Origin of the sequence: Polaromonas sp. DSP2-3-2b2 (genome assembly GCF_049895905.1) — a bacterium.
Classification (GTDB): Bacteria; Pseudomonadota; Gammaproteobacteria; order Burkholderiales; family Burkholderiaceae_C; genus Polaromonas.
This window is the reverse complement of record NZ_JAFCTH010000021.1, coordinates 23280-47503: the sequence shown is the minus strand read 5'-3', so window position 1 is coordinate 47503 and position 24224 is coordinate 23280. Positions and strand designations below refer to the sequence as shown.

At 66.0% G+C, this 24224-nt stretch carries 23 protein-coding genes; 10 read left to right on the top strand and 13 right to left on the bottom strand.

Annotated features, from left to right (window positions below):
• Positions 1 to 8 precede the first annotated feature (8 nt).
• From ACP7AD_RS15265 to ACP7AD_RS15255, 3 genes are all read left to right on the top strand, one after another.
• Entirely contained in the window at positions 9 to 950 is a 942-nt protein-coding gene (locus ACP7AD_RS15265) for an ATP-binding cassette domain-containing protein (protein WP_426148603.1), read from the top strand.
• Positions 947 to 1801: an ABC transporter permease gene (locus tag ACP7AD_RS15260; protein ID WP_426148602.1), complete on the top strand. Its 855-nt coding sequence runs from the start codon at positions 947 to 949 to the stop codon at positions 1799 to 1801. The genes ACP7AD_RS15265 and ACP7AD_RS15260 overlap by 4 nt, the downstream gene beginning before the upstream one ends.
• A 152-nt stretch (positions 1802 to 1953) precedes the next feature.
• A complete protein-coding gene (locus ACP7AD_RS15255) occupies positions 1954 to 2979 on the top strand; it encodes a chemotaxis protein CheB (RefSeq protein ID WP_426148601.1) in 1026 nt (341 codons plus the stop codon).
• A 178-nt stretch (positions 2980 to 3157) separates the two neighbouring features.
• On the opposite strand, the gene ACP7AD_RS15250 is transcribed toward ACP7AD_RS15255, so the two are convergent.
• A complete protein-coding gene (locus ACP7AD_RS15250) occupies positions 3158 to 3823 on the bottom strand; it encodes a hypothetical protein (protein ID WP_426148600.1) in 666 nt (221 codons plus the stop codon).
• Between the two features lie 118 nt (positions 3824 to 3941).
• Entirely contained in the window at positions 3942 to 4886 is a 945-nt protein-coding gene (locus ACP7AD_RS15245) for a class I SAM-dependent methyltransferase (RefSeq protein ID WP_426148599.1), read from the bottom strand.
• Positions 4887 to 5001: 115 nt separating this feature from the next.
• Here ACP7AD_RS15245 and ACP7AD_RS15240 point away from each other — a divergent pair, with 115 nt between their 5' ends.
• The 5 genes from ACP7AD_RS15240 to ACP7AD_RS15220 all read left to right on the top strand — a co-directional run bounded on the left by ACP7AD_RS15240 (position 5002) and on the right by ACP7AD_RS15220 (position 8313).
• On the top strand, positions 5002 to 5496 hold the full coding sequence (locus tag ACP7AD_RS15240; RefSeq protein ID WP_426148598.1) for a MarR family winged helix-turn-helix transcriptional regulator: 495 nt from the start codon (positions 5002 to 5004) through the stop codon (positions 5494 to 5496).
• Between the two features lie 67 nt (positions 5497 to 5563).
• A complete protein-coding gene (locus tag ACP7AD_RS15235; RefSeq protein WP_426148597.1) occupies positions 5564 to 5983 on the top strand; it encodes an organic hydroperoxide resistance protein in 420 nt (139 codons plus the stop codon).
• 106 nt (positions 5984 to 6089) lie between these two features.
• Positions 6090 to 7139, top strand: coding sequence for a serine/threonine protein kinase (locus ACP7AD_RS15230; protein ID WP_426148596.1), 1050 nt, complete (start codon positions 6090 to 6092; stop codon positions 7137 to 7139).
• A 96-nt stretch (positions 7140 to 7235) separates the two neighbouring features.
• The gene (locus ACP7AD_RS15225) at positions 7236 to 7757 is read left to right on the top strand and encodes a L,D-transpeptidase (RefSeq protein ID WP_426148595.1); all 522 of its coding nucleotides are present in this window, start codon (positions 7236 to 7238) and stop codon (positions 7755 to 7757) included.
• On the top strand, positions 7750 to 8313 hold the full coding sequence (locus ACP7AD_RS15220; RefSeq protein WP_426148594.1) for a M23 family metallopeptidase: 564 nt from the start codon (positions 7750 to 7752) through the stop codon (positions 8311 to 8313). The genes ACP7AD_RS15225 and ACP7AD_RS15220 overlap by 8 nt, the downstream gene beginning before the upstream one ends.
• A gap of 213 nt (positions 8314 to 8526) precedes the next feature.
• Here the strand turns inward: ACP7AD_RS15220 and ACP7AD_RS15215 are convergent, their stop codons facing one another.
• The 3 genes from ACP7AD_RS15215 to htpG form a co-directional block, all read right to left on the bottom strand.
• The gene (locus ACP7AD_RS15215) at positions 8527 to 9084 is read right to left on the bottom strand and encodes a YcbK family protein (RefSeq protein WP_426148593.1); all 558 of its coding nucleotides are present in this window, start codon (positions 9082 to 9084) and stop codon (positions 8527 to 8529) included.
• On the bottom strand, positions 9081 to 10655 hold the full coding sequence (locus tag ACP7AD_RS15210; RefSeq protein WP_426148592.1) for a L,D-transpeptidase family protein: 1575 nt from the start codon (positions 10653 to 10655) through the stop codon (positions 9081 to 9083). The genes ACP7AD_RS15215 and ACP7AD_RS15210 overlap by 4 nt, the downstream gene beginning before the upstream one ends.
• Before the next feature lie 181 nt (positions 10656 to 10836).
• The gene (gene htpG, locus ACP7AD_RS15205; RefSeq protein WP_426148591.1) at positions 10837 to 12726 is read right to left on the bottom strand and encodes a molecular chaperone HtpG; all 1890 of its coding nucleotides are present in this window, start codon (positions 12724 to 12726) and stop codon (positions 10837 to 10839) included.
• Here htpG and ACP7AD_RS15200 point away from each other — a divergent pair.
• Entirely contained in the window at positions 12715 to 12897 is a 183-nt protein-coding gene (locus tag ACP7AD_RS15200; protein ID WP_426148590.1) for a hypothetical protein, read from the top strand. The genes htpG and ACP7AD_RS15200 overlap by 12 nt on opposite strands.
• Positions 12898 to 12924: 27 nt before the next feature.
• On the opposite strand, the gene ACP7AD_RS15195 is transcribed toward ACP7AD_RS15200, so the two are convergent.
• Together ACP7AD_RS15195 and ACP7AD_RS15190 are read right to left on the bottom strand one after the other, a co-directional pair.
• Entirely contained in the window at positions 12925 to 14274 is a 1350-nt protein-coding gene (locus ACP7AD_RS15195) for an esterase/lipase family protein (RefSeq protein WP_426148589.1), read from the bottom strand.
• A 129-nt stretch (positions 14275 to 14403) separates the two neighbouring features.
• A complete protein-coding gene (locus ACP7AD_RS15190) occupies positions 14404 to 15240 on the bottom strand; it encodes a pseudouridine synthase (protein ID WP_426148588.1) in 837 nt (278 codons plus the stop codon).
• A gap of 184 nt (positions 15241 to 15424) precedes the next feature.
• Here ACP7AD_RS15190 and ACP7AD_RS15185 point away from each other — a divergent pair, with 184 nt between their 5' ends.
• A complete protein-coding gene (locus ACP7AD_RS15185) occupies positions 15425 to 15949 on the top strand; it encodes a DUF2244 domain-containing protein (protein ID WP_426148587.1) in 525 nt (174 codons plus the stop codon).
• Positions 15950 to 16034: 85 nt separating this feature from the next.
• Here ACP7AD_RS15185 and kdpE read toward each other — a convergent pair whose 3' ends face one another.
• Genes kdpE through kdpF form a run of 6 tightly spaced genes read right to left on the bottom strand, consistent with a single transcriptional unit; the run spans position 16035 to position 24071 of the window.
• Entirely contained in the window at positions 16035 to 16733 is a 699-nt protein-coding gene (gene kdpE, locus ACP7AD_RS15180) for a two-component system response regulator KdpE (protein ID WP_426148586.1), read from the bottom strand.
• 9 nt (positions 16734 to 16742) lie between these two features.
• The gene (locus ACP7AD_RS15175) at positions 16743 to 19442 is read right to left on the bottom strand and encodes a DUF4118 domain-containing protein (protein ID WP_426148585.1); all 2700 of its coding nucleotides are present in this window, start codon (positions 19440 to 19442) and stop codon (positions 16743 to 16745) included.
• 18 nt (positions 19443 to 19460) lie between these two features.
• Positions 19461 to 20051: a potassium-transporting ATPase subunit KdpC gene (kdpC, locus tag ACP7AD_RS15170; protein WP_426148584.1), complete on the bottom strand. Its 591-nt coding sequence runs from the start codon at positions 20049 to 20051 to the stop codon at positions 19461 to 19463.
• An 18-nt stretch (positions 20052 to 20069) separates the two neighbouring features.
• On the bottom strand, positions 20070 to 22145 hold the full coding sequence (gene kdpB / locus ACP7AD_RS15165) for a potassium-transporting ATPase subunit KdpB (RefSeq protein WP_426148583.1): 2076 nt from the start codon (positions 22143 to 22145) through the stop codon (positions 20070 to 20072).
• A 19-nt stretch (positions 22146 to 22164) separates the two neighbouring features.
• Positions 22165 to 23973: a potassium-transporting ATPase subunit KdpA gene (kdpA, locus tag ACP7AD_RS15160; RefSeq protein WP_426148582.1), complete on the bottom strand. Its 1809-nt coding sequence runs from the start codon at positions 23971 to 23973 to the stop codon at positions 22165 to 22167.
• Positions 23973 to 24071 carry a K(+)-transporting ATPase subunit F gene (gene kdpF, locus ACP7AD_RS15155; RefSeq protein WP_426148581.1) on the bottom strand — a complete coding sequence of 33 codons (99 nt, stop codon included), beginning with the start codon at positions 24069 to 24071 and terminating at the stop codon, positions 23973 to 23975. Before kdpF ends, kdpA begins: the two co-directional genes overlap by 1 nt.
• Positions 24072 to 24224: the final 153 nt, after the last annotated feature.

The window sequence follows — 24224 nt, the reverse complement described above, 5'->3', positions numbered from 1 at the left end:
TAGGCCGCATGACCCAGCCCCTTTTTGAAGTCCTTGACCTGAGCAAGCGCTACGGCGGCAACCTGGTGGTCAACCAGTTGTCTTTTTCCATCGCGCCGGGCGAATGCCTGGGCGTCATCGGCCCGAACGGCGCCGGCAAGACCACCACCATCCGCATGTGCCTGGGCTTGACCAGCCCCGATTCGGGCAGCATCCGCTACTTTCCGGGCGGCCAGACCGCCAGCCTGGCCATGCCGCAGGACGCGCTGGCGATCAAGGCGCAACTGGGCATCGTCAGCCAGTTCGACAGCCTGGACCCGGATTTCTCGTGCGCTGAAAACCTGCTGGTGTTCGGCCGCTATTTCGGCATGAAGGACGCGGTGATCAAGGAACGCATCCCGAAACTGCTGGAATTCGCCGCCCTCACCCACAAGGCCGACGCCAAGCTCAGCGAACTGTCGGGCGGCATGAAGCGCCGCTTGAGCCTGGCGCGCGCGCTGGTCAATGACCCGCAGCTGCTGCTGCTCGATGAGCCAACCACCGGCCTGGACCCGCAAGCGCGGCACCTGATGTGGGAGCGGCTGCAGCGGCTGGTGCAGCAGGGCAAGTCGATTTTGCTGACGACGCACTTCATGGACGAGGCCGAACGCCTGTGCAACCGCCTCTTGGTGCTCGACCACGGCAAGAAGATGACCGAAGGCATGCCTCGCGATTTGATTGCCAGCAACCTGGAGCCCGACGTGGTCGAGGTGTACGGCGCCGGGGCGCTGGCGCTGATGGACTCGCCGCTCAAGTCATTGGCCGCACGGGTCGAGGTCAGCGGCGAAACCGTGTTTTTCTACACCCGCGAAGCCAAGGGCCTGCTGGCCGCCTTGAGCGATTACCCCGAGCTGCGAACGCTGCACCGCCCGGCCAACCTCGAAGACCTGTTCCTCAAACTCACCGGACGCCAGATCCGCGAGGCCGCATGATGACCGAGGCCACCACCTCCACACCGACCACCCAGCCGGCGCCTGCGCCAGCCCCCCAGCCGGCCCTGCTGCGGCCGCCGCAGATCAGCTGGCGCTGGTGGCCGGTGTTCCGGCGCAACCTGCTGGTCTGGCGCAAGCTGGCCGTGCCCAGCCTGGTCGGCAACATCGCCGAGCCGCTGATCACGCTGGTCGCCTTCGGCTATGGGCTGGGCGCGCTGATCGGGCAGGTGCAACTGAACGGCAGCGCCGTGCCCTACATCCTGTTTTTGGCCAGCGGTTCGATCTGCATGAGCGCGATGAATGCGGCCAGTTTCGAGGCGCTGTATTCGGCGTTTTCGCGCATGAACGTGCAGCGCACCTGGGACGGCATCATGAACGCGCCGGTGCGGCTGGACGACGTGGTGTTCGCCGAGATGCTGTGGGCGGCCTTCAAGTCGCTGTTCACCAGCGCGGTGATTCTGGGCGTGATGCTGGCGCTGGGCATCACCCACACCCCGATGCTGATTTTGGTGCTGCCGCTGCTGGGGCTGGTCGGCATCGTGTTTGCCAGCATCGCGCTGATTTTCAATGCGCTGGCCAAGGGCTACGACTTTTTCACCTATTACTTCTCGCTGTTCCTGACGCCGACGATGTTTCTGAGCGGCGTGTTTTTCCCACGCGACCAGCTGCCCGGCGTGATGCGGACGATCTCGGACTGGCTGCCGCTGACCGCCGCCGTCGAGCTGATCCGCCCGCTGTTCATGGGCCAGTGGCCGAATCACGGCCTGCGCCACCTGGCCGTGCTGGTGGTGTACGGCGTCGTGGCGTTCTGGCTAGCGCTGGCGCTGACGCGCAGGCGGTTCCAGAATTAAATTGTTTAATCAAAAAAGGCTTTTACGCATTATGGGCGGGTGCTGACAGCTATATTTTATGTAGCAAACACTACATTCACACGCAGGACCTTCTCTTGCGTGTCTCCCGCACCCGGCTAGGCATCCAGGCCGCATTGCCGTAGACTGGCGTGATGACATCACCCGCAGACTTGCCAAAACGCGACATCGTGGTCGTCGGCGCCTCGGCCGGCGGGGTTGAAGCGCTACGGGGCTTTTTTCATGCCTTGCCCGCCGATCTGGAAGCTGCTTTCCTGGTGGTCCTGCACATTCCGGCGGACATGCCAAGCCAGCTGGACCGGGTGCTGGGCCATACGACGCAGCTTGCTGTCGACATTGCCAAGGATGGGGAACCGCTGCGCAACGGGCATGTGTATGTCGCCTCGGCCGACCGTCACCTCTTGGCCACGGCGCAAGGCATCCGGCTCAGCCGGGGTCCGAAAGAAGGCCGGTCCCGGCCGTCCATCGATGTGCTGTTTCGCTCGGCCGCCACGGCCTTCGGCTCGCGCGTCATCGGCGTGATCCTGAGCGGCGCGCTGGACGACGGCACGGCCGGGCTCTGGGCCGTCAAGGATCACCAGGGCGTGACGCTGGTGCAGGCCCCTGACGAGGCCATGCAGCCGTCCATGCCGCAAAGCGCGATTGCGCATGTGCAGGTCGATCTTGTCGGCACAGTAGAAGCCTTGGCCGCCAAGGTCGGCGAACTGGTTGGCACCGCCGCGCCCGAGGTGCTGCAAACGGCCAGCACGCTGCTGGCACTGGAAAACCACATCGCCATGGAAGGCAATGCGCTCAAGGCCGGGGTCATGCAGCTGGGCAAGGTTTCAAAATACACCTGCCCCGACTGCCACGGCGTGCTGGTGCAGATCGAGCAAGGCCCGATCGTTCGCTTTCGCTGCCACACCGGCCATGCGTTTTCGCTCAAGACCCTGCTGGCCGAGATCAACGAAGCCATCGACAACAGCCTGTGGGCGACCTTGCGCGCGGTCGAGGAGCGGGTGATGCTGCTGCACCAGATGGAAGAGCTTGCGCAAGGCTCGGGTGCGCTCGAAGAAGCGGCCCAGTGGCGCGGGCAGGCTGACGAGTCGGAAAAGCGGCTTCAGCCGCTGCGCGAACTGGTGCTGGATCCGGACTTGTTCGGGCACACACCCGGGAATTAGCGCGGCATCACCGTGCACTTGCATCACGGCGCTCAACGTGCCTGACAGCTTATCGCTACTAAATTCATAGCTGCTCGCACTTAGCAGTCTTGCGCTACAAGCCTATTTGATGGTGAAACCTTGTTTTCACCCTGAAAAACATGCGTTCTGGCTCGCCGGCTGGCCACCAGAAACTTTTTTAGTTTGCGGCGAAACAGTACATCAGCCCCGCGCCGCCGGTGGACTTGAGCGCCTCCATGCCGCAGCCGCGCGTGCCGTGCGACGAGTTCCACGAAACGTTCGCGACCGGATCGGGGTTAATGCCGTCGCGGTCGTGGTGGCCGACGATGGCCGATCCTTCGCCGCTTTGGGTCCAGTTGCCGCAGGTCGTGTCGCTGGCCGAAGTGGCCAGCCGGCCGTCCGGGGTGGAGCCGGTCAGGATGTCGTGCATGTTGACCGCATCGCCCCGGCCGCTGACGATCGCGCCCTTTTCGGTCAGTGAGCTTTGCTTGTTCAGCTTGTTGGCCGGGCCGTGCAGGTCCTCGACGCTGGTGGCCACCACCACGCCCCGGGCGTTTTGCCACGGGCCACGGCCGATGCGGTCGCGCGCATGGACGGCCGGGCTGGAAGCGCTGGGCGCGGCGCTGAGGTAGGCGCGCCAGTTCCTGCCACCGGCATTGCTCGATGCCGCCAGCTTCTGGCAATAGGCGTCGGCGCCGGCCAAGCCGCCAAAATCAGCGCCCTGGCCCGGATTGGCGCTGGTGACAAAAAAACTCATGGCATTTTGCGGCGTCCGGGGCGTCGGCGCGCAGGCAGCCAGGAGGGCGGTGGCGGCCAGAACCGCGAATTTCAGACTTGAGCGCATGAAAGTCTCCTTGAGGAAAGCGGGGTTTGCAAGAGGACGGATCTCCATACGCTACGGCAGGAGCGCCTTGGGTTCAAGAGCGCAATTACCTATCGGCCGATTGCGCTGAATCGTTGCCCTACCCGGCGGGCACCGCGAACCGCGCCGTCAGTTCGCCCAGGCCCAGTTCGGCCAGCACCTGCTGCAGGCGCGTTTGCGCGGCGCTGGTTTTGGCCGGGCTGGGTGTTGACGGGCGGCTGGCCAAAATCAGTTCGTTCTTCATCGAATGCTCCCAGCCCACCAGTTCGGTCACCGTGACCTGATAGCCATTGGCTTCGAGCTGCAGGCAGCGCAGCACGTTGGTGATCTGGCTGCCGAATTCGCGGGTGTGCAGCGGATGGCGCCAGAGTTCGGCCAGCGGGGACTTCGCCAGGTTCAAGGCGCGTGACTTCTTCAGCACGCCGGCCACCTCGGCCTGGCAACACGGCACCAGCACCATGTGGCGCGCCTGCCGGGCCAGGCCAAAGGCTATCGCGTCGTCGGTGGCGGTGTCGCAGGCATGCAGGGCGGTCACGATGTCCACCCGGGGCGGCAGTGCGCTGGACAGCGTAGCTTCCTGCACCGACAAATTCAGGAAGGACATGTTCGCAAAACCCAGCCGCGCGGCCAGCAGGCGCGATTTCTCGACCAGCTCGGCGCGGGTTTCAATGCCGTAGACATGGCCGCTGACCGGCTCGCCCCGGTGCGCCACGTTGAAGAACAGGTCGTACAGGATGAAGCCCAGGTAGGACTTGCCGGCGCCGTGGTCGGCCAGCGTGAAGCCGTGGCCGCCAGCCGACACTTCATTAAGCAGCGGCTCGATGAACTGGTACAGGTGGTAGACCTGCTTGAGCTTGCGCCGCGTGTCCTGGTTGAGCTTGCCTTCGCGGGTCAGGATGTGCAGTTCCTGCAGCAATTCGATTGACTGGCCGGGGCGGAGTTCTTCAATGACTTGGGCGGGCTTGCCGGCGTGCGCGATGGCCGCAGCCTTGCGGGAGGGCTTGCCGAGGGACTTGTCGCTAAGGGGTGGGCTGTTGTCTTGCATGGCTGGCAAGTTTAGTCCTGTGCTTTTCGATGCCCCGCCCGGGAAGTGCATGACCTTGCATGGCCACTCCAACAATTAAATTGCACACAATTTAATTGCGTGCAATAATTTTGGCATGCCCCATGAAATGCCCGATCCGGCCCCTGACCTGACACCGCCAGGCGCAACCTCTGACGCGATGCTGCGGCTGGACAACCAGTTGTGCTTTGCGCTGTATTCGGCGTCGCTGGCCATGACACGGCTGTACCAGCCGCTGCTGGGGGCGCTGGGCATGACCTATCCGCAGTATTTGGTGATGCTGGTGCTCTGGGAGCAGGACGGCTTGTCGGTGTCCGAACTCGGCGAGCGCTTGCTGCTGAACTCGGGAACGCTCACGCCGCTGCTCAAGCGCATGGAGTCCTCCGGCCTGGTGACGCGCCAGCGCGACGCACACGACGAGCGGCGCGTTCACATTGCGCTGACTGCTGCCGGCCGCGAAGTGAAAGCCCGGGCCGCCAGCATTCCGGGCTGCATTTTGAATGCCGCGCAGTGCCCGGTGTCCGAACTGGTGGCGCTGACGCGCCAAGTGCAGGCCCTGCGCCAGCGGCTGGTGCACGGCGGCGTTGCATGATTTTCGGCTTTGATTTTTGTTTTCTCAACCCTGCCTTGACCCAAGGCTTTTCCACAGGAAATTTCGCATGACCACGAAACTTGACCAGGTGCTCTACACCGCCCAGACCCACACCACCGGCGGCCGTGACGGCCAGGCCCAATCCAGCGACGGCCGCCTGAACGTGACCCTGAGCTCGCCCGGCACCACCGGCAACGGCACCAACCCCGAGCAGCTGTTTGCCGCCGGTTACTCGGCCTGCTTCATCGGCGCGCTGAAGGCCGTGGCTGGCATGAAAAAAATCACCCTGCCGGCCGACACCAGCATCGACGCCAGCGTGGACCTGGGCAAGATTCCCAATGGTTATGGCATCGCCGTTCGCCTGGACATTTCCCTGCCCGGCATGGAAGCTGCCGCAGCGCAGGACCTGATCGACGCCGCCCACCAGGTCTGCCCGTACTCCAACGCCACGCGCGGCAACATCGATGTGACGCTGACGCTGAAATAAGCGCGCTGGCCCAGACCGCGCCCAGGGCCCGCCGGTTTGGCAGCCAGCGGGCTTTTTTGCGCCTGCCGCCCTTGAAGCCCGGCCCCCGGTGGCGCGACAATCAAGCATGACCCAATACAACAAGGCGGCTGCGGCGCGCCACGACATCCATGTCTACGAACACCTGACGCCCGACGTGGTGCTGGACGCGCTGGCCAGCGTCGGACTGCTGGGCGACGGCCGCCTGATGGCGCTGTCCAGCTATGAAAACCGGGTGTACCAGGTGCACCTGGAAAGCCCGGTCGGCAGCGCGGAACTGGCAGGCGACATCGTGGTGGTCAAGTTCTACCGGCCCGACCGCTGGACCGATGAGCAGATCCTGGAAGAGCACGCGTTTGCCGCCGAGCTGATGGCCGCCGAGATTCCCGTGGTCGGCGCGCTCGAACTGAACGGCACGACGCTGAACCATTTCAAGGGCTTCAGCTTCAGCGTATCGCCCAGCCGGGGCGGCCGCCGGCCTGAGCTGGACAACCTGGACGTGCTGGAATGGATAGGCCGTTTCCTGGCGCGCATCCACACCGTCGGCAGCGCCCGGCCTTTCGTGCACCGCCCCGCGCTGAACCTGCAGACGTTTGGCCATGCGTCGCGCGATGTCCTGCTGGCGGGCGGCTACCTGCCGCTGGACATGGAATCGCGCTGGCTCAAGGCTTTTGAAGAAGCCATGACCGTCGCCCAAGGCGTGTTTGACAGTGTTCCCCATGCGCGCCAGTTGCGCCTACACGGCGACTGCCACCCCGGCAACATTTTGTGGACGCCCGAAGGATTGCCGCTGGCCGGGCCGCATTTTGTCGATCTCGACGATGCCAGGAGCGGCCCGGCGGTGCAGGACTTGTGGATGCTGCTGTCGGGCGACCGGCCCCAGCAGCTGCGCCAGCTCGGCGCGCTGGTCGATGGCTATGACGAGTTCGGCGCGTTCGACCGGCGCGAACTCAGGCTGATCGAGCCGCTGCGCACGCTGCGCCTGGTGCATTACAGCGCCTGGCTGGCGCAGCGCTGGCATGACCCGATCTTCCCGATCAACTTTCCGTGGTTCGGCTCCAGCGACTACTGGAAAGGCCAGGTGGACATGCTGATTGAACAGACCGAGGCCATGCAGGCGCCGCCGCTGGTCGCCTGAAGGCGGTTTACAGCGACCCGGCAACACGGCGTTTGCTGAAACGGTCGAGCTGCCGGCGACCCTAGCATGGCAACACTTTCCTCTACTGGAGCCTCGATGCCCTCCCCCGTCCCGGTTTCGCGCCGGCCGCTGCTGGCCTGGCTGGCCGCAGGCGCCGCCACAGCGGCCTTTCCCTCGATGGTTTCGCAGCACCGCCAGCAGGCCAGCGCCCTGCCAGGCCTCGCGCTGATGGAGCGTGTCAACGCAGACACCGGCATGCCGGCGCTGGCCCAGGGCGCGCGCGGCGATGCCGTACTGCGCGCGCAGGTCCTGCTCGCCCATGCCTGGTTTTCTCCGGGAGAGATCGACGGCGCCACCTGGAAAGACCTGGCCGGCGATGCGCCTGCGCCGGTGCTCAGCGAGTACACACTCACCGCCAACATTGCCGCCGGGCCGAACAACCCGGTCGGCGTGTACTGGCTGGGGCTGAGTAAGCCGCACGGGGGCATCCACGGCACATCCGAGCCGGCGCGCGTCGGCTCGGCCGAATCCAACGGCTGCATCCACCTGACCAACTGGGATGTGCTGCGACTGGCGCAGGCGGCCAAGGTCGGGTTTGCGGTGGATGTCCATGCTTGAGCATCGGGTGGGCCGGCGCATGGCCACGCTGTTTTGCCTGGCCTGGGCTGGCAGCGCGTTTGCCGCTGCCCCTGCGGGCGCTTCGGCTGCGGCCGCCACCGCCCCACCGGCCGGGCCGCCCGCCCTGCTGCTGCCGGTGCAGGGAATTACCGCCAGCGCGCTGCGCGACACCTTTGGCGATGGCCGGGACGGCGGCCAGCGCGGCCATGAAGCCATCGACATCCTGGCGCCCGCCGGCACGCCGGTGCTGGCGGTGGACGACGGCCGCATCGTCAAGCTGTTTTTGAGCCAGCCCGGCGGCATCACGGTGTACCAGTTCGACCCGAGCGGGCGATTCGCCTATTACTACGCGCACCTGGAGCGCTATGCCGACGGGCTGGCCGAGGGCCAGAATGTGCGGCGCGGCAGCGTGATCGGCTACGTGGGCGCGACCGGCAATGCCAGGGTAGACGCGCCGCATCTGCATTTCGCCATTTTCCGGCTCGGTCCGGAAAAGCAGTGGTGGAAAGGCGAGCCGGTCAACCCCTTCCCCTACCTGGGCGGCAAGCCGCCCTGAGCGCCGGCCTGGGGCATCACCCAAAGCGCGCAAGGCGCATGGCAGCTTTTGCTACTTAATCAATAGCTGCTTGCACACACCAGTAGTGCGCAAGCAGCCCATTTGATGCCAAAAAACCGTTTGCTGGTCAAACCGGAGCTGCCTTGAGCGCGAAGCCGCAGGCAGTACTGTGACGGCCAAGGCAAGGCAACGACCTGCCGGCTTGAAATGGAATCACCAGTTGCGCACGCGGCCGGTGTCCAGATGCACGAACTGGTCGCGCGGGTAAAAACCCACGCCGCCCGCATTCAGCGACAAGGCCGCCTGGTGCAGGTCGGCCAGCGGCACGCCGGGCAGGCGAATGTCAATCGCACGGCCTTCCATGTGCAGGCTTTTGGTCGCCACGCCGCCGCTGCGCGTCTGGCGCAGGCGGCTGTTGGTGGCCGGGCAGCGGTAGCCCGAGATCACCTCGAACGCGCCCTTGCTGCCCAGCGCCTGCTGCACCCGGTACAGCAGGTCGAACACCTGCGGGTCGATCACGCCGATGTCGCCGGTGTAGTGGTCGCGCAGGAAGCGGTTGAGCCAGCCCAGCGCCTGCGGCACATAACGCTCGCCGCTGGCATACACCAGGTCGATCTTCTCGTGGGTATGCGTGTGCACCAGCGCCAGGCCGCGCGCATCGGGCACCGAGGCCCAGGCGGCAGGCGCGGCCAGCGCCGGCAGGGCAGCGGCGGCAAATCTAGCCGTCTGGCGCAGAAAGTGCCGGCGGGCCGGGGTCTTGGGATGGGTCATGGGGCGTCTCCGTAGAGGGTTGGCAGCGTTTGCGAATGCTGGCGCAGGGCAGCGTCGAGCAGCCGGTCCAGCCCGTAGAGGTCGTCAAAGAAAAAGGTGCGGCCGTCCTTGACCAGCGCGGTGCCGTAGGCAATCAGCACCGGCACCGGCTCGGGCAGCTTGAGCGTGGCCGACTGGCCCCGGCTCATCGCCGTGCTTATGCGCTCGTCGGACCAGTCCGGCATGTTCTTCAGAACGAATTTGGCCAGTTCCACCGGATGCTCGACACGGATGCAGCCGTGGCTGAAATCGCGCCGGTCGCGCTGGAACAAGTCGGTGGCCGGCGTGTGGTGCAGGTAGATGTTGTCGCGGTTCGGGAACACGAACTTGATGTCGCCCAGCGCGTTTTTCGGCCCCGGCCGCTGGCGGATGCGCGCCTTACCGGCCAGCACGGCGTCCAGCAGGTCGGCCGATACCGTCCGGTCCACGCGGCCGCCGTTTGATACGAACTCCATCTCCTGCCGCGCCAGATAACCCGGGTCGCGCCGCAGCCGGGGAACGGTTTCGGCGCGGGCGATGGACGGCGGCACGTTCCAGTACGGGCTGAACTCGATGAAGCGCATGTCCTCGTCGAACAGCGGCGTGCGCGTGTCCAGCGCCTTGCCGACGACGATCTTCATTTCCTCCTGCACCTGGATGCGGCCGTCCTGCACTTCGTAGGCGCGCAGCACGAACTCGGGAATGTTCACGACGATCATGCGCGGACCCTGCATCAAGGGCGTCCAGCGCAGCCGCTCCAAGGCCAGTTCGATCTGGCGCGCGCGGGCAGCGGGCGTCACCTGCAGCTGCGCCAGCGTGGCCTTGCCAAGCGCGCCGTCGGCGGCCAGGCCGTGGCGCTGCTGAAAGGCCTTGACCGCCCCGACCAGCGGCTCGTCGTAGCGCGCCGGCAGCGCCAGGCCGGGCGGCAGGTCGCCCAGATCAGCCAGCCGCTCGGCCAGCGCGGCCAGCCCCGCATAGGCCTGCCCCGGCGCCAGCTTGGCCGCCTTGCCACCCGGCAGCGGCGGCAGCGGCTCGCGCCAGGCCGCATGGTCGATGCGCGCGCGGTGGGCGGCCAGCGCCTCGCGCAGGCTGGCGTAGATCGGCAGGCGTGGCGCGGCTTCTAGCGCCGCATCTTTGAGCCGTCCGGCCGCCAGCGCGGCCTGCAGGTGGGCAGCAGCATCAAACGGCTCGCGCTCTAGCGGGCTGAAGTTGTGGTGAATCTTTTGCGGATCGACGCGGCCCGAGTGCACGTCGGCCAGGTAGCGCTCCATGGCCGTGGTCAGCGCCTGCTCCAGGCGCGCCATGGCGGCGGCGTCAAGCGGCGAACCCTGGGCAGCCCCGGCAATCGCCCGTCCCAGCGCGGCGGCGCTGTAGTCCTGCGGCGCCAGGCCGTGGCTGGCGGCAGCGGCCAGCACGGCCACCGCCTCACGCGCCTGGGCGCCGGGCCTGTCGCCGTCAAACCACGGCAGCCCCTGCGCCGCCATGGCGGTGCCGCAGCTCAGCCACAGCACGAGGGCCGCGCGGCGAAAAATTGAGGACAGGCAGTGCTTCATGTTCATCGCCCATTATCGGCCGCTGCAGAAGGACCGGCTCCATGCCCTCAATGCGAAGAAGCCGATGGCCGGTGGCACGCCTTCATCCTGCAAACAAAAAAAGTCCCGCAGGCAGTACCGGCGGGACTTTCGGCAGGCGATCCGTTCCGGTCAGCCTGCGGGCGTTACGGCGTTACGCGCCTTACACCAGCAGAGCATTCACCCGGCGCACATAAGCCGCCGGGTCGGCCGGCATGCCGCCTTCGGCCAGCAGCGCCTGGTCGAACAAGATGTTGGCCAGGTCGTCGAAACTGGCCGATTCGCTGCTCGCTTCGAGTTTTCTCACCAGCGGGTGCTGGGCGTTGACTTCCAGGATCGGCTTGCTTTCCGGCACGGCCTGGCCGGCCTGCTTGAGCATGCGCGCCAGCTGCGTGGACATGTCGCCGTCCTGCACCACCAGACAAGCCGGTGAATCGACCAGGCGCGAGGTGGCGCGAACGTCGGAGGCCTTGTCCTTGAGCGCTTCCTTGAGCTTGTCCAGGATCGGCTTGAATTGCGTCTGCGCTTCCTCGGCGGCTTTTTTCTCGTCCTCGTCCTGCAGCTTGCCCAGATCGACCGCACCCTTGGCGACCGACTGCAGCGGCGTGCCGTCGAACTCGTTCAGGTAGTTCAGCGCCCACTCGTCCACGCGGTCGGCCATCAGCAGCACCTCGATGCCTTTCTTGCGGAAGATTTCGAGTTGCGGGCTGTTCTTGGCGGCGGCCAGCGTGTCGGCGGTGATGTAGTAGATCGCGTCCTGACCGTCCTTCATGCGCGCCTTGTAGTCGGCAAAGCTCACACTGGTGGTGTCGGTGGTCGAGCTGGCGAAGCGCAGCAGCTTGGCCAGGCGTTCGCGGTTGGTGAAATCCTCGCCCAGGCCTTCCTTGAGCACCGCGCCGAATTCGGCGTAGAAGGTCTTGAATTTTTCCGGCTCGTTGTTCGCCAGGTCCTCGACCATCGACAGCACGCGGCGCGTGTTGCCTTCGCGGATGGCCTTGACGGCGCGGCTTTCCTGCAGCAGTTCGCGCGACACGTTCAGCGGCAGGTCAGACGAATCGACCACGCCCTTGACGAAACGAAGATAGCTCGGCAGCAGCGCCTGCGCGTCGTCCATGATGAAGACGCGCTTGACATACAGCTTGACGCCGGCGGCCTTGTCACGGTTGAACATGTCCATTGGCGCCTTGGACGGGATGAACAGCAGCTGGGTGTATTCGGTCGAGCCTTCCACGCGGTTGTGCGTGGTGGCCAGCGGGTCTTCGCTGTCGTAGCTGATCTGCTTGTAGAACTCGGCGTAGTGCTCGGGCGTGATGTCTTTCTTGGCGCGTGTCCAGAGGGCTGCGGCCTGGTTCACGGTTTCCCATTCGCCGGTGGCGACCATGGCGCCGGGCTGGTCGTTCTCGCCCTCTTTCCATTCTTCCTTGGCCATCACAATGGGCAGCGAGATGTGGTCGGAATACTTGTTGATGATGCTTTTCAGCTTCCAGGCGTTCAGGTAGTCGCTGGACTCGTCCTTCAAGTGCAGCGTGACGCTGGTGCCGCGTTCGGCGCGCTCAATCTCGCTGACCTCGAACTCGCCCGTGCCGTCGCTGACCCAGCGCACGCCGTGGGCGGCCGCCAGACCGGCGCGGCGGCTTTCCACCGTGATCTTGTCGGCGACGATGAAGCCCGAGTAAAAACCGACGCCGAACTGGCCGATCAGCTGCGAGTCGTTTTTCTGGTCGCCCGACAGCTTGGACACAAAATCGCGCGTGCCGCTCTTGGCGATGGTGCCAAGGTGGTCAATCGCTTCCTGCTGCGACATGCCGATGCCGTTGTCGGCGATGGTCAGGGTCTTGGCGCTAGCGTCGAAGCTCACGCGCACCTTCAGTTCGCTGTCGTTTTCGTACAGGCCGGCATCGTTCAGCGCTTCAAAACGCAGCTTGTCGCAGGCGTCCGAGGCATTGGAGACTAGCTCCCGCAGAAAAATGTCGGGGTTGGAATACAGCGAATGGGTGACGAGCTTGAGCAGCTGTGCGACTTCGGCCTGGAAGGAAAGGGTTTGTTTTTGCATAAGTATGGAGGAAGAAAAATAAGAAAAATGCAAGGTATCAGATGCGCCCGCAGCGCGCCATTTTCAACCCTGCGCCGGCCAGCTGCCGCAGCCGGAACGCTGGAAGCGCCGTTTTTTATGAAAAATAGGCCGATTGCGCAATACCAGCGGGCATCTGCAGCTATTTTTTAAATAGCAACCTGAATGGGCACCAGCGCTTCAGGGCGAAGCCGCCGTGCCCAGCCACTCCACCAGTTGCCGCGTCACCTCGGGCCGGCTCAGCAGTTCGAGATGGCTCATGCCCTGCGCGATCCACTGGTTTTGCGGCGCAAACGCCAGGCAGCGTTCGGGCGATTCGTGCTGGCCGAGTGCGCTGCGCAGCGGCACCAGACCGTCGCCCACGAACTGGTGGCTCAGCGCATGCCGCACGGACTTCAGCGGCCCGGCGTCGTGTGACACGGTGGTGGCGGCCACGGCGTAGCAGGCCACGCCAGCCGGCAGCGGCAGCACCGTGCGGGCATCGGCCGCGCTGTCAAAGCGGCCGGCGTGCTGCCAGTCGGCCGCCAGCACATTGCCGTGGCGCAGGTCGGTGATGCCGGCGCTGCGGATTTTCCCGATGCTGGCAAACGGCCGGGTCACCGCCTGCCGGCCCAGCAGCCTATCGACCCAGTGGCCGACGCGCTCCAGCGGCGCGCCATGGTGCGGCGTGCCCAGGAACACCAGCCGCCTGAGCCGCGCTGGCCACGCGTGGTTCGCCTGCGTGGCCTGATAAAACGCGCTGCGCGCCAGCAGGCCGCCCATGCTGTGCGCCAGCAGCGCCAGTTCCTCAACCGGCTGCGGCCAGGCGGCGAGCAGCTGCTCCAGCAGTTCGGCCAGCTGCGCGCCATTGGCCGAAATATGCAGGCCGCTGTTGAAGTGCAGGTACACCGGGGTGTAGCCGAGCTGGTTGGCCAGCAGCAGGCCGTGGTCATGCGCCGGATGCAGCGCGTCCGCAGCGCTGTGCGTGCGCCACTGCAGGTCGTTCATGCACAGGCCGTGCAGCAGCACCAGCACCTTGCCGGTGGCCCCGGGCAGGCGCTGCGCCAGCGCGGATTTTTCAATCACCAGCGCCTGGCCTTCGTGGCGCAGGCGCATGCGGATGGCCAGCGGATTGGCGCTGCCCTGCAAATGGTCGCCAAGCACGCCGTTGAGCGCGGCGAGCATCGCTTCGCGCCGCCGCGACGAAGGCTTTTCGCCCACCAGCGGCACCAGGCCTGAGAGCACGGCATTGACCGTGCCGCCGGCCAGCCGCGTGATGCCGTTAAGGCCGCCATACACCAGGCCGGTGATGCCATTCGCCTTGATGCCGCTGCGGCCCGGCGTGCCATCGATGAATTTTTCCCCGTGCGGACCAAAAAAAGAGGCCACCGCCTTGTATGCGCTGCCCTGCACGTTCTCGGCCAGTCCGGTCACGCCCAGCGTGCCTTGCGTGGCAAGTTGCGCCAGCCCCTGAATGTCGGACAGGTGCAGGTAGCCAGGCAGGGGCGGAAAACGGGGGGTGGCCTTTTCGGCGGCTGGAGCGGTGGACATGCGCCGATTGTGCGGAGTTTGGGCTGCTTGCGCCAGTGCCCTGCGTCTGACCGCATACTGCTATGGATTAAATAGCTGTATACGCCCACCCTGCCTGCGCAAAACGCTGGTTTTACTTAAAAAATCCGTTCAGAACTGCTCGTGCGGCGCCAGGTAGCGCCACTGGCCGATCGGCAGATGGCCCAGGTTGACGCGGCCGATGCGCACCCGCTTGAGGCCGGTGACAAACAGCCCGACCTGCTCGCACATGCGGCGGATCTGGCGCTTCTTGCCTTCTTTCAGCACAAAGCGCAGCTGCTCGGGGTTTTGCCAGCTGACCTGCGCCGGGCGCAATGGCTGGCCGTCCAGGCTCAGCCCGTGGCACAGCATCGCCAGCCGTTCAGCGGGAAACGCCGCCTGCACATTGACGTTTTCAGGCCCGTAGCTCACGCGCACCAGGTATTCCTTTTCCATCTCCGAGTCTTCGCCGATGAGCTGGCGGGCCACGCGGCCGTCCTGCGTCAGCACCAGCAGGCCGATCGAGTCGATGTCTAACCGGCCGGCCGGCGCCAGGCCGCGCAGTTGCTCAAAACCCCAGCGCATGCGGCTGTTGCATTCGCGCCAGCGGTTTTCGGGCTGCACCAGCGCCACGGCGGGCTCGTGCCCGTCCTCGGCTTGGCCGCTGACGTAGCCGACCGGCTTGTTGATCAGGATGGTGACCTGCTGGCGCTGCTGCTGCTCGGCTTCGCGGGCGACGTCGATGCGCGCATTGCCGGCCACCGGCTGGCCCATGACGGCGGGCAGGCCGTTGACGCGCACCCAGCCCCGGGCAATCCAGTCGTCGGCCTCGCGGCGCGAGCACAGGCCAAGGTCGGCCATGCGTTTATTCAGGCGGACGGTCGGCGCGGGCGCGCCGTCAGCGGCCGGCGTGGCGCGAATTCGCACCGCACCGGAGGCAGGAGGTTTGGGGAAATTTTGATCGGACATGGACTGGGTATTTTAGGACGGCTGCGCTGACGCCGATGGCCGGCGTGGCTTGCCGGTGCCGATAGGGTCGTTGGCAGGACCGGCATGGGCTTTTGGGCTGGCACGGGTATATTTTGTTTTTTGTCCAGGCGACTGCCGGCGTCGCACGCGTTCGGCCTTGCCGTTCTCCTCATCGTCTCAAGCCATGAACACCTTCCCATCGACACCGGACGGCTTACAGCCCGCCGCGGACGCCAGTGAAAACGCGTTCTGCTGGAAACTCAAGCGCCGCTGCGCGCTGACGCCTGGCCAGTTGCTGCTGAGCTATGCGGCGCTGGTGGCGTTCAGCATCACCATCGCCCTGTTTTTTGGCTGGCACGGCGTGTGGATGATTCCGCTGTGGTGCCTGCTGGAGATCACGGTGGCCGGGGCGCTGTACCTTTTTTACATGGTGCATGCGGCCGATGGCGAACAGATCAGCTTCGGCCCCGAAGGCGAACTGGCCATCGAGGTCGTGCGCGGCATGAACACCGCGCACTACCGCATGAACCCGGCCTGGGCGCACTTGGAGCGGGGCGGCGCGCGCAAGGACCGCCTGTGGCTGTGCTGCAGCCCGCAGCGGGTCGAGGTGGCGACGCAACTGGCATCCAGCCAGAAGCGGCGGGTGGAGCGGGAATTGAAGCAGGCATTGGCCGCAAGACGGGCGGGCACGCCAGTGGATGCAGGGTAACTCTCCGGCCCGCCGCAATCAGCTCCTGAATCAATAGCAGTTTTTGCTTGCTGAACAAGCGCAAACGGCCTGTTTTACTTGAATTTCAGGTGACCAGCCGGTAACCGACGGCGGTTTCGGTCAGCAGGTGCTGCGGCTGGGCCGGGTCGGCTTCGAGCTTTTGCCGCAGGTGGCTCATGTAGATGCGCAAATAGTGGCTTTGCCCGGCGTGCGACGGCCCCCACACCTCGCGCAGCAGCTGGCGCTGCGTCAGCACCCGGCCGGCGTTGGCCATCAGCACGCCCAGCAGGCGGTATTCGATGGGGGTCAGGTGCACTTCAGCGCCAGAACGGCGCACCCATCGCGCTTGCCGGTCCACTTCGACTTCGCCGAAGCGGAACACCGGGTCGGCTTCCTCTTCAAGCGCGCCGGCGGCGGCGCGCGGCCGGCGCAGGTTGGCGCGCACCCGGGCCAGCAGTTCGCCGGTGCCGAAAGGCTTGGTCAAATAATCGTCGGCGCCGGCGTCGAGCGCGGCAATCTTGTCGGCTTCGCCGCTGCGCGCCGACAGCACGATGATGGGAACCCCCGACCAGCCACGCACGTCGCGGATCAGGTCCAGGCCGTCGCCATCGGGCAAGCCCAGGTCGAGCACCAGCAAATCGGGCTTGCGGGTGCCCGCTTCGCTCAGGCCTTTTTTAGACGTGTCGGCCTCGAACACCTGCCAGCCCTCGACTTCGAGCGCGCTGCGGACAAAACGGCGGATTTGCGGCTCGTCTTCGATGATGACAACAACGGGGGTGGACATCGGCAGAGTTTATTCCGGCGCCGGCTCGGGCGGCGAACTGCGCGGCAGCGTGACGGTGAACTCCGCCCCGCCGCCCTGGGCATTGCCAGCCACGATGGCACCCCGATGCGCGTCCACGATGGCCTTGCAGATGGCCAGCCCCAGCCCGACGCCCGGCGTGGCGGACTCGCTCTGGCCCCGGGTGAATTTCTCGAACAGTTCGGCCTCGCGGCCGCGCAGCGCGGGCGGCAGGCCAGTCCCGTGGTCGCGCACGCTCAGCACCAGGCTGCCCTGCGTCACGCGGGCATGGATTTTAAACGGCGGCGCGCCGTACTTGGCGGCGTTTTCCAGCAGGTTCACCAGCACGCGCTCCATCAGCACCGCGTCAAACTCGACCAGCGGCAAGTCCCGCGGCACATCGGCACGCACCGCCCGGCCATTGAGCGCGGGCTGGGCGGCGCGAATCGCCGAACCCACGACCTCCTCGACCGACTGCCATTCGGCATGCAGGTTAACGCCGCCGTTTTGCAGTCGCGCCATGTCGAGCAGGTTGCTCACCAGCGCATTGAGCTGGCGCGCCTGCTGCGTCATCGCCTGCGCCATGCCGACCTGCTGCGGCTGCAGCGGCGGCTGCGAGCGCTGCAGCGATTCGGCCAGCCCGATCAGCGCCGTCAGCGGCGTGCGCAGATCGTGCGAAATCGCTGCCAGCAGCGTGTTGCGCAAGCGCTCCGACTCCATGTCAACCACCGCCTGCTGGGCAATGTCCACGTAATGCACGCGTTCCAGCGCAATGGCGATTTGCCGCGCCAGCGTGTCGAGCTGCTGCAACTGCTCGGGAATCAAGAGCCAGCGCGGCCTGGCGGGCTGCAGCGCCAGCACGCCGCGCACCCGCATGGGCGCCTTGAGCGGCAGGTAATGCCAGGGCTGGGCCGACAGCGTTGAGGTGGCCAGCCCGGCGGCCTGCGAATGGCGAAACGCCCAGTCGGCCACGCTGGCGTCAAAGCCGGGTGGCGCGTGCTCGGGCAGCACCAGCTGGTCCCGGGCATCGGTGATCAGCACCAGCGCCTGCCCGCCGAAGTCGCGCTGCACCGCCGCTTCGCCCAGCTCGGCCACCTGCGAATGCAGCAAGGCCGCCGACAAATCGCGCGTCAGCTCGAACAGCGACTGCGCGCGGCGCTCGCGGCTGCTTGAGATGCGCGCCTGAAAACGCAGGCCCGCCGTGAGCTGGCCGGTCAGCAGCCCGACCACCAGCATGACGGCGAACGTCACCAGGTACTGCACGTCGCTGACCGCCAGCGACAGGCGCGGCGCGACGAAGAAAAAATCAAACGCGGCGACATTGAGGAAAGCCGCCAGCGCCGCCGGGCCGCGCCCGAATTTCAGCGCCACCAGCACCGTACCCAGCAAAAACAGCATGACGATGTTGGCCAGATCGAAAACATTGAGCAGCGGCGTGGCCAGCACGGTGATGGCCACGCTGCTGGTCAGCGCCCAGGCATAGCGCGGCAGGCTGCCGTGCCAGGCGGCAGCCGCGTCTTCATCGCTGCGCGGCACGGCCGGGGCCAGTCGCCGGCTGCTGCGGGCATCAGCCACTTCCACGATGTCCAGCGCGGGCGCCAGCCGGGCCAGCTGGCGCGTCATGCTGCGCCCGCTCCACAGCGTACGCCAGCCCGGCAGCGCGGGCCGCCCGAGCACCAGCGTGGCGCAGTTGAGCACTTGCGCCTGCGCCACCAGTTCGGTCGCCTCATCGCTGGCGGCCAGCACGGCGGTGGCGGCGCCCAGCTCGCCGGCCAGCTTGATGACGGCCAGAATCCGGTCGCGTTCAGCCTCCCCGAGCCGCTGCAGGCGCGGGGTTTCGACATAAACCGCATGCCAGCGAACATTGAGCTGGCCGGCCAGCCGCGCTGCCGTGCGCACGGTCTGCTCGGCGCCTTCGCGCGGGCCGATGCAGGCCAGCAACGCGCCTTCGGTGTTCCAGACCGGGGCAATCGATTTCTCGACCCGGTAGCTGCGCACATCGTCCTCGACATGCTCGGCGGTTCGGCGCAGGGCAATCTCGCGCAGCGCGATCAGGTTGCCCTTGCGGAAAAAGTTTTGCGCCGCGCGCTCGGCCTGCTGCGGCAGGTAGACCTTGCCGGCCTTGAGCCGTGCCGTCAGCTCGTCGGGCGTGACATCGACCAGAATGATTTCGTCGGCCGCGTCCAGCACGGTGTCGGGCACGGTTTCATTGACGCGGATGCCGGTGATGGCGCCCACCGTGCCGTTGAGGCTTTCCAGATGCTGCACGTTGATGGCCGACCAGACATCGATGCCGGCGCTAAGTAGCTCCTGCACGTCCTGCCAGCGCTTGGGGTGGCGCGAGCCTTCCACATTGCTGTGCGCCAGCTCATCGACCAGCGCTACGTCCGGCTTGCGCGCCAGCGCGGCGTCCAGGTCAAATTCCCTGAGCGTTCGGCCCCGGTAGGCGACCTCGCGCAGCGGCAGCTGCTCCAGCCCGGCGAGCAGTTCGGCGGTTTCGCTGCGGCCGTGGGTCTCGATCACCCCGACCACGATGTCGCGGCCGTCCTTGCGCTCGCGCTGGGCGGCGCTGAGCATGGCAAAGGTCTTGCCGACGCCCGCGCTGGCGCCGAAATAGATGCGCAGCCGGCCGCGCGCCCCCTGCGCTTCCTGCTGCTGCAGCCGCTGCAGCAGCTCGTCTGGGTCGGGGCGCTGGCCGGCGGGAATGTTCATGCCTTCAGCTTACGGCAATCAGCCGGGCGCATGGACAGGCTTGAGCGCATCGAGCGCCAAGTTGAGCCTGAGCACATGCACGCGCGACTCGCCCAGCAGGCCGAACAGCGGCGCTTCGGTTTCCTGCGCAACCAGTTGCTGCACCTTTTCCAGCGGCAGATTGCGCACCCGGGCGACGCGCGCGGCTTGGTAGCGGGCAGCGGCCGGGCTGATGTGCGGGTCGAGCCCGCTCGCCGACGCAGTGACCAGATCGACCGGAATGGTGCCGGCGTTGCCCGGATCGGCGGCGCGCAAGGCGTCGATGCGTCCCTTGACCGCGTCAAGCAGCGCCGGATTCAGCGACCCCTTGTTGGAGCCGCCGGACGCCGAGGCGTTGTAGGGCATGGTGCCGGTGGCCGAAGGCCGGCCCCAGAAATGGCCGGGGTCGGTGAAGTTCTGGCCAATCAGCGCAGAGCCGACCGGCTTGCCATCACGCAGGATCAGGCTGCCGCCGGCCTGTGCCGGAAACAGCAGCTGCGCCGCGCCAGTCACGGCCAGCGGGTAAGCCACGCCGGTCAGCAGCGTGAGCGCGAGGAACAGGACGAGCGCGGGACGAAGTATGTTGTTCATGATGGGTTCCTTTGAAACTCAAGCCAGATTCAGCGCGACCAGCAGCAGGTCAATCGCCTTGATGCCGATGAAGGGAACGACCAGCCCGCCCAGCCCGTAGATCAGCAGGTTGCGCCGCAGCAGCGCGGCCGCGCCCACGGCGCGGTACTTCACGCCCTTGAGCGCCAGCGGGATCAGGAACATGATGATCAGCGCGTTGAAGATCACCGCCGACAGGATCGCCGACGACGGGCTGCCCAGGCGCATGACATTGAGCGCGGCGAGCTGCGGATAGGTGGTGACGAAAATCGCCGGAATGATGGCGAAATACTTGGCCACGTCGTTGGCAATCGAAAAAGTCGTCAGCGAGCCGCGCGTCATCAACAGCGCCTTGCCGGTCTCGACGATTTCCAGCAGCTTGGTCGGGTTCGAGTCCAGGTCAACCATGTTGCCCGCTTCCTTGGCCGCCTGCGTGCCGCTGTTCATCGCCACCGCCACGTCGGCCTGCGCCAGCGCCGGGGCGTCGTTGGTGCCGTCACCGGTCATGGCCACCAGCCTGCCCTCGGCCTGGTACTGACGGATCAGCTTGAGCTTGTCCTCGGGCGTGGCCTCGGCCAGGAAGTCATCGACGCCGGCCTCCGCCGCAATGGCCGCCGCCGTCAGCCGGTTGTCGCCGGTGATCATCACCGTCTTGATGCCCATGCGGCGCAGCTCGCCAAAGCGCTCCTTGATGCCGGCCTTGACGATGTCTTTCAGCTCCACCACGCCCAGCACATTCGCGCCATCGCTGACCGCCAGCGGCGTGCTGCCCCGGCGCGAGACTTCCTCGGAAGCGCGTGTGACTTCCGCCGGCACGCTGCCGCCCAGCGACTCGACGTGCTTGCGAATCGCATCGACCGCGCCCTTGCGCAGCTGGCGAACGCTGCCATCGGGTTTTTGCACGTCCATGCCGCTCATGCGGGTTTGCGCCGTGAAGGGAACTTCGGAAATTTCACCGACCAGCGGCTCGGCGGCGCCCGCGCGCTGCGCCAGCGTGACGATGCTGCGGCCTTCGGGCGTTTCGTCGGCCATCGACGCCTGCATGGCGCAGACGGCGAGCTGGACTTCGGTCACGCCGGGCGCTGGCAAAAAGCTTGACGCCTGGCGGTTGCCGTGGGTGATGGTGCCGGTCTTGTCGAGCAGCAGCACATCCACGTCGCCGGCCGCCTCGACCGCCCGGCCCGAGGTGGCGATCACATTGGCCTGCATCATGCGGCTCATGCCGGCCACGCCGACGGCCGACAGCAGCCCGCCGATGGTCGTGGGAATCAGGCAGACCAGCAGCGCAATCAGCGCGGTGATGCTGACCACCGAGCCCGCGCCAGACGCGGCCACGCTGAAGATTGAAAACGGCAGCAGCGTGACGGTGACGATCAAGAACACGATGGTCAGCGCCACCAGCAGGATGGTCAGCGCGATTTCATTGGGCGTCTTGGCGCGCTTGGCGCCCTCGACCATGCTGATCATGCGGTCCAGGAAGGACTCGCCCGGGTTGACTGTGATGCGCACTACCAGCCAGTCGGACAGGACCCGCGTGCCGCCGGTGACCGATGAAAAATCGCCGCCCGACTCGCGCACCACCGGCGCCGATTCGCCGGTGATGGCGCTCTCATCGACCGAGGCCACGCCCTCGATGACCTCGCCATCGAGCGGCACCATGTCGCCGGCCTCGATCAAGACCACATCGCCCTTGCGCAGGTTTTCAGCCTCTTCTGGCAGCCAGGTCGCGCCGTGTACAGGCGCCTTTAGCTTCTTAGCCCAGGTGCTCTTTTTAAGGCTGCGCAGCGAAGCCGCCTGCGCCTTGCTGCGGCCTTCGGCCAGCGCCTCGGCAAAATTGGCGAACAGCACGGTGAACCACAGCCACAGGGCGACGGCAAAGATAAAGCCGGCCGGCGCTTCGCCGGGGGCCTGCAAGGCCTGCAGGCCGAGCAGGGTCGTCAAAATGCTGCCGATGTAGACGACAAACATCACCGGGTTGCGCCACTGCACGCGCGGGCTCAGCTTGGCGAAGGACGCTGCAATGGCGGGCTTGAGCAGCGCCGGATCAAGCAGGACGAAAGGTTTTTGAGTTGTCATGGTTGTAATACCTTGCGGTTTATTGACCGGGCCACAGCATCAGGTGCTCGACCACCGGGCCCAGCGCCAGCGCTGGCACGTAATTGAGCAGCCCCACCAGCAGCACCGTGCCGATCAGCAGGGTCACGAACAGCGGGCCATGCGTCGGCATGGTGCCAGCCGTGACGGGCAGTCGCTTCTTGGCGGCCAGGCTGCCGGCAATCGCCAGCACCGGCACGATCACGCCGAAGCGGCCCAGCCACATCGCCAGCCCCAGCAAGGTGTTGTAGAACGGCGTGTTGGCCGACAGGCCGGCAAAGGCGCTGCCGTTGTTGTTGGCGGCCGAGGTCAAGGCGTACAGGATTTCCGAGAATCCGTGCGCGCCGGGATTGGCCACGCCCGCCCGGCCCGCATCCGCCAGCACGGCGATGGCGGTGCCGGCCAGCACCAGGATCGGCGTAACCAGGATGGCGATGGACGTCAGCTTCATCTCATGCGCCTCGATCTTCTTGCCCAGGTATTCCGGCGTGCGGCCAATCATCAGGCCCGAGATGAACACTGCCAGGATGGCAAACACCAGCATGCCGTAGAGGCCCGTTCCGGTGCCGCCGAACACCACCTCGCCCAGCTGCATCATCACCATCGGCACCATGCCGCCCAGCGGCGTGAAGGAGTCGTGCATGGCATTGACGGCGCCGCACGACGCCGCCGTGGTGATGACGGCAAACAAAGCGGAGGCGTTGATGCCAAAGCGCGTTTCCTTGCCTTCCATGTTGCCGCCCACCTGCAGGGCGCTGGCCAACTGGTCCACGCCCAGGGGCGTCAACAGCGGATTGCCTGCCTGCTCGGCCGGGATAATGGCGGCCACGGCAATGACAAACAGCACCGTCATCGCCGCCAGCACGGCCCAGCCCTGGCGCAGGTCGCCGACTTCGCGGCCAAAGGCAAAGCACAGCGCGGCGGGAATCAAAAAGATCGCCAGCATCTGGAAGAAATTGGTGACCGCATTCGGGTTTTCGTACGGGTGGGCGGAATTGGCGTTGAAAAACCCGCCGCCGTTGGTGCCGAGCATCTTGATGGCTTCCTGCGAGGCCACGGGACCCATGGCCAGCGTCTGCTTGCTGGTCCTGGCGTCCTCCATGACCGCAGCGCCCTGAGCGTCTTTCAGCGGCTGGCCGTCGGGGCCGTTTTTCGGCTGCTGATAACTCGTCGTTTCCAGCGTGCCCACGTCCTTGTAGGCGTCGAAATTCTGGATCACGCCATTGCCCGCCAGCAGCAGCGCGAACACCAGCGACAGCGGCACCAGCAGCCAGGCGGTGATGCGCGTCACATCGACCCAGAAGTTGCCGATGGCCCCGGTGGCCCCGGTGGCGCGCGCAGCAAAGCCGCGAAACAGCGCAAACACCACCGCGATGCCGGTGGCGGCGGATAAAAAGTTCTGCACCGCCAGCGCCAGCATCTGCGTCAGGTAGCTCATGGTGGACTCGCCGCCATAGCCTTGCCAGTTGGTGTTGGCGACAAAGCTGATGGCGGTGTTGAAGGCCGAGTCGGGCGAAATGGCCGCCATGCCCGCAGGATTGAGCGGCAGCACGGCCTGAAAACGCTGCAGCGCATAGACCGCCAGCAGGCCCACGGCATTGAACGCCAGCAAGGCCAGCGCGTACTGCCACCAGTTCATAGCCTTGTCGGCGGAGGTGCCCGCCAGTCGGTAGAGCGGCGCTTCCAGCCGCTGCATCCAGCCTGGAAGCCGGCCCGAACTGATGCGCGCCAGCCAGATGCCGAGCGGCCAGGACGCCAGCAGCAAAACGCCCAGGTAAAGAGCCAGCAGGCCCCATGAAGCGCTGCTCATCAAAACTCCTCGGCGCAGATCAGCGCGTAAACCAGGTAAGCCAGCAGCAGGACGGCGCAAAGGCCGCCAAAGCCGTAAAGCACTTCAAGGCCGATCATGAGCGGCCTCCCTGCGGCTTATCGAGTTTTTTGAAACCCCGGACCAGCAGCGCCATCAGGCCCCACAGCAGGAGCAGCCCTGCGACATAGACCATATCCATCAACCTTCTCCCACGTAAAACGATGGAGGAAGGTTAGCCGTGGAGGTATAAA

Coding starts and splice junctions, on each gene's coding strand:
- ACP7AD_RS15210 (WP_426148592.1), bottom strand. CDS start 10,655: ATGAAGCACTGCCTGTCCTCAATTTTTCGCCGCGCGGCCCTCGTGCTG.
- ACP7AD_RS15245 (WP_426148599.1), bottom strand. CDS start 4,886: ATGCAAGACAACAGCCCACCCCTTAGCGACAAGTCCCTCGGCAAGCCC.
- ACP7AD_RS15230 (WP_426148596.1), top strand. CDS start 6,090: ATGACCCAATACAACAAGGCGGCTGCGGCGCGCCACGACATCCATGTC.
- kdpA (WP_426148582.1), bottom strand. CDS start 23,973: ATGAGCAGCGCTTCATGGGGCCTGCTGGCTCTTTACCTGGGCGTTTTG.
- ACP7AD_RS15235 (WP_426148597.1), top strand. CDS start 5,564: ATGACCACGAAACTTGACCAGGTGCTCTACACCGCCCAGACCCACACC.
- ACP7AD_RS15195 (WP_426148589.1), bottom strand. CDS start 14,274: ATGTCCACCGCTCCAGCCGCCGAAAAGGCCACCCCCCGTTTTCCGCCC.
- ACP7AD_RS15240 (WP_426148598.1), top strand. CDS start 5,002: ATGCCCCATGAAATGCCCGATCCGGCCCCTGACCTGACACCGCCAGGC.
- kdpC (WP_426148584.1), bottom strand. CDS start 20,051: ATGAACAACATACTTCGTCCCGCGCTCGTCCTGTTCCTCGCGCTCACG.
- ACP7AD_RS15260 (WP_426148602.1), top strand. CDS start 947: ATGATGACCGAGGCCACCACCTCCACACCGACCACCCAGCCGGCGCCT.
- ACP7AD_RS15185 (WP_426148587.1), top strand. CDS start 15,425: ATGAACACCTTCCCATCGACACCGGACGGCTTACAGCCCGCCGCGGAC.
- ACP7AD_RS15175 (WP_426148585.1), bottom strand. CDS start 19,442: ATGAACATTCCCGCCGGCCAGCGCCCCGACCCAGACGAGCTGCTGCAG.
- kdpB (WP_426148583.1), bottom strand. CDS start 22,145: ATGACAACTCAAAAACCTTTCGTCCTGCTTGATCCGGCGCTGCTCAAG.
- ACP7AD_RS15220 (WP_426148594.1), top strand. CDS start 7,750: ATGCTTGAGCATCGGGTGGGCCGGCGCATGGCCACGCTGTTTTGCCTG.
- ACP7AD_RS15265 (WP_426148603.1), top strand. CDS start 9: ATGACCCAGCCCCTTTTTGAAGTCCTTGACCTGAGCAAGCGCTACGGC.
- kdpE (WP_426148586.1), bottom strand. CDS start 16,733: ATGTCCACCCCCGTTGTTGTCATCATCGAAGACGAGCCGCAAATCCGC.
- kdpF (WP_426148581.1), bottom strand. CDS start 24,071: ATGATCGGCCTTGAAGTGCTTTACGGCTTTGGCGGCCTTTGCGCCGTC.
- ACP7AD_RS15215 (WP_426148593.1), bottom strand. CDS start 9,084: ATGACCCATCCCAAGACCCCGGCCCGCCGGCACTTTCTGCGCCAGACG.
- ACP7AD_RS15250 (WP_426148600.1), bottom strand. CDS start 3,823: ATGCGCTCAAGTCTGAAATTCGCGGTTCTGGCCGCCACCGCCCTCCTG.
- ACP7AD_RS15225 (WP_426148595.1), top strand. CDS start 7,236: ATGCCCTCCCCCGTCCCGGTTTCGCGCCGGCCGCTGCTGGCCTGGCTG.
- ACP7AD_RS15190 (WP_426148588.1), bottom strand. CDS start 15,240: ATGTCCGATCAAAATTTCCCCAAACCTCCTGCCTCCGGTGCGGTGCGA.
- htpG (WP_426148591.1), bottom strand. CDS start 12,726: ATGCAAAAACAAACCCTTTCCTTCCAGGCCGAAGTCGCACAGCTGCTC.
- ACP7AD_RS15255 (WP_426148601.1), top strand. CDS start 1,954: ATGACATCACCCGCAGACTTGCCAAAACGCGACATCGTGGTCGTCGGC.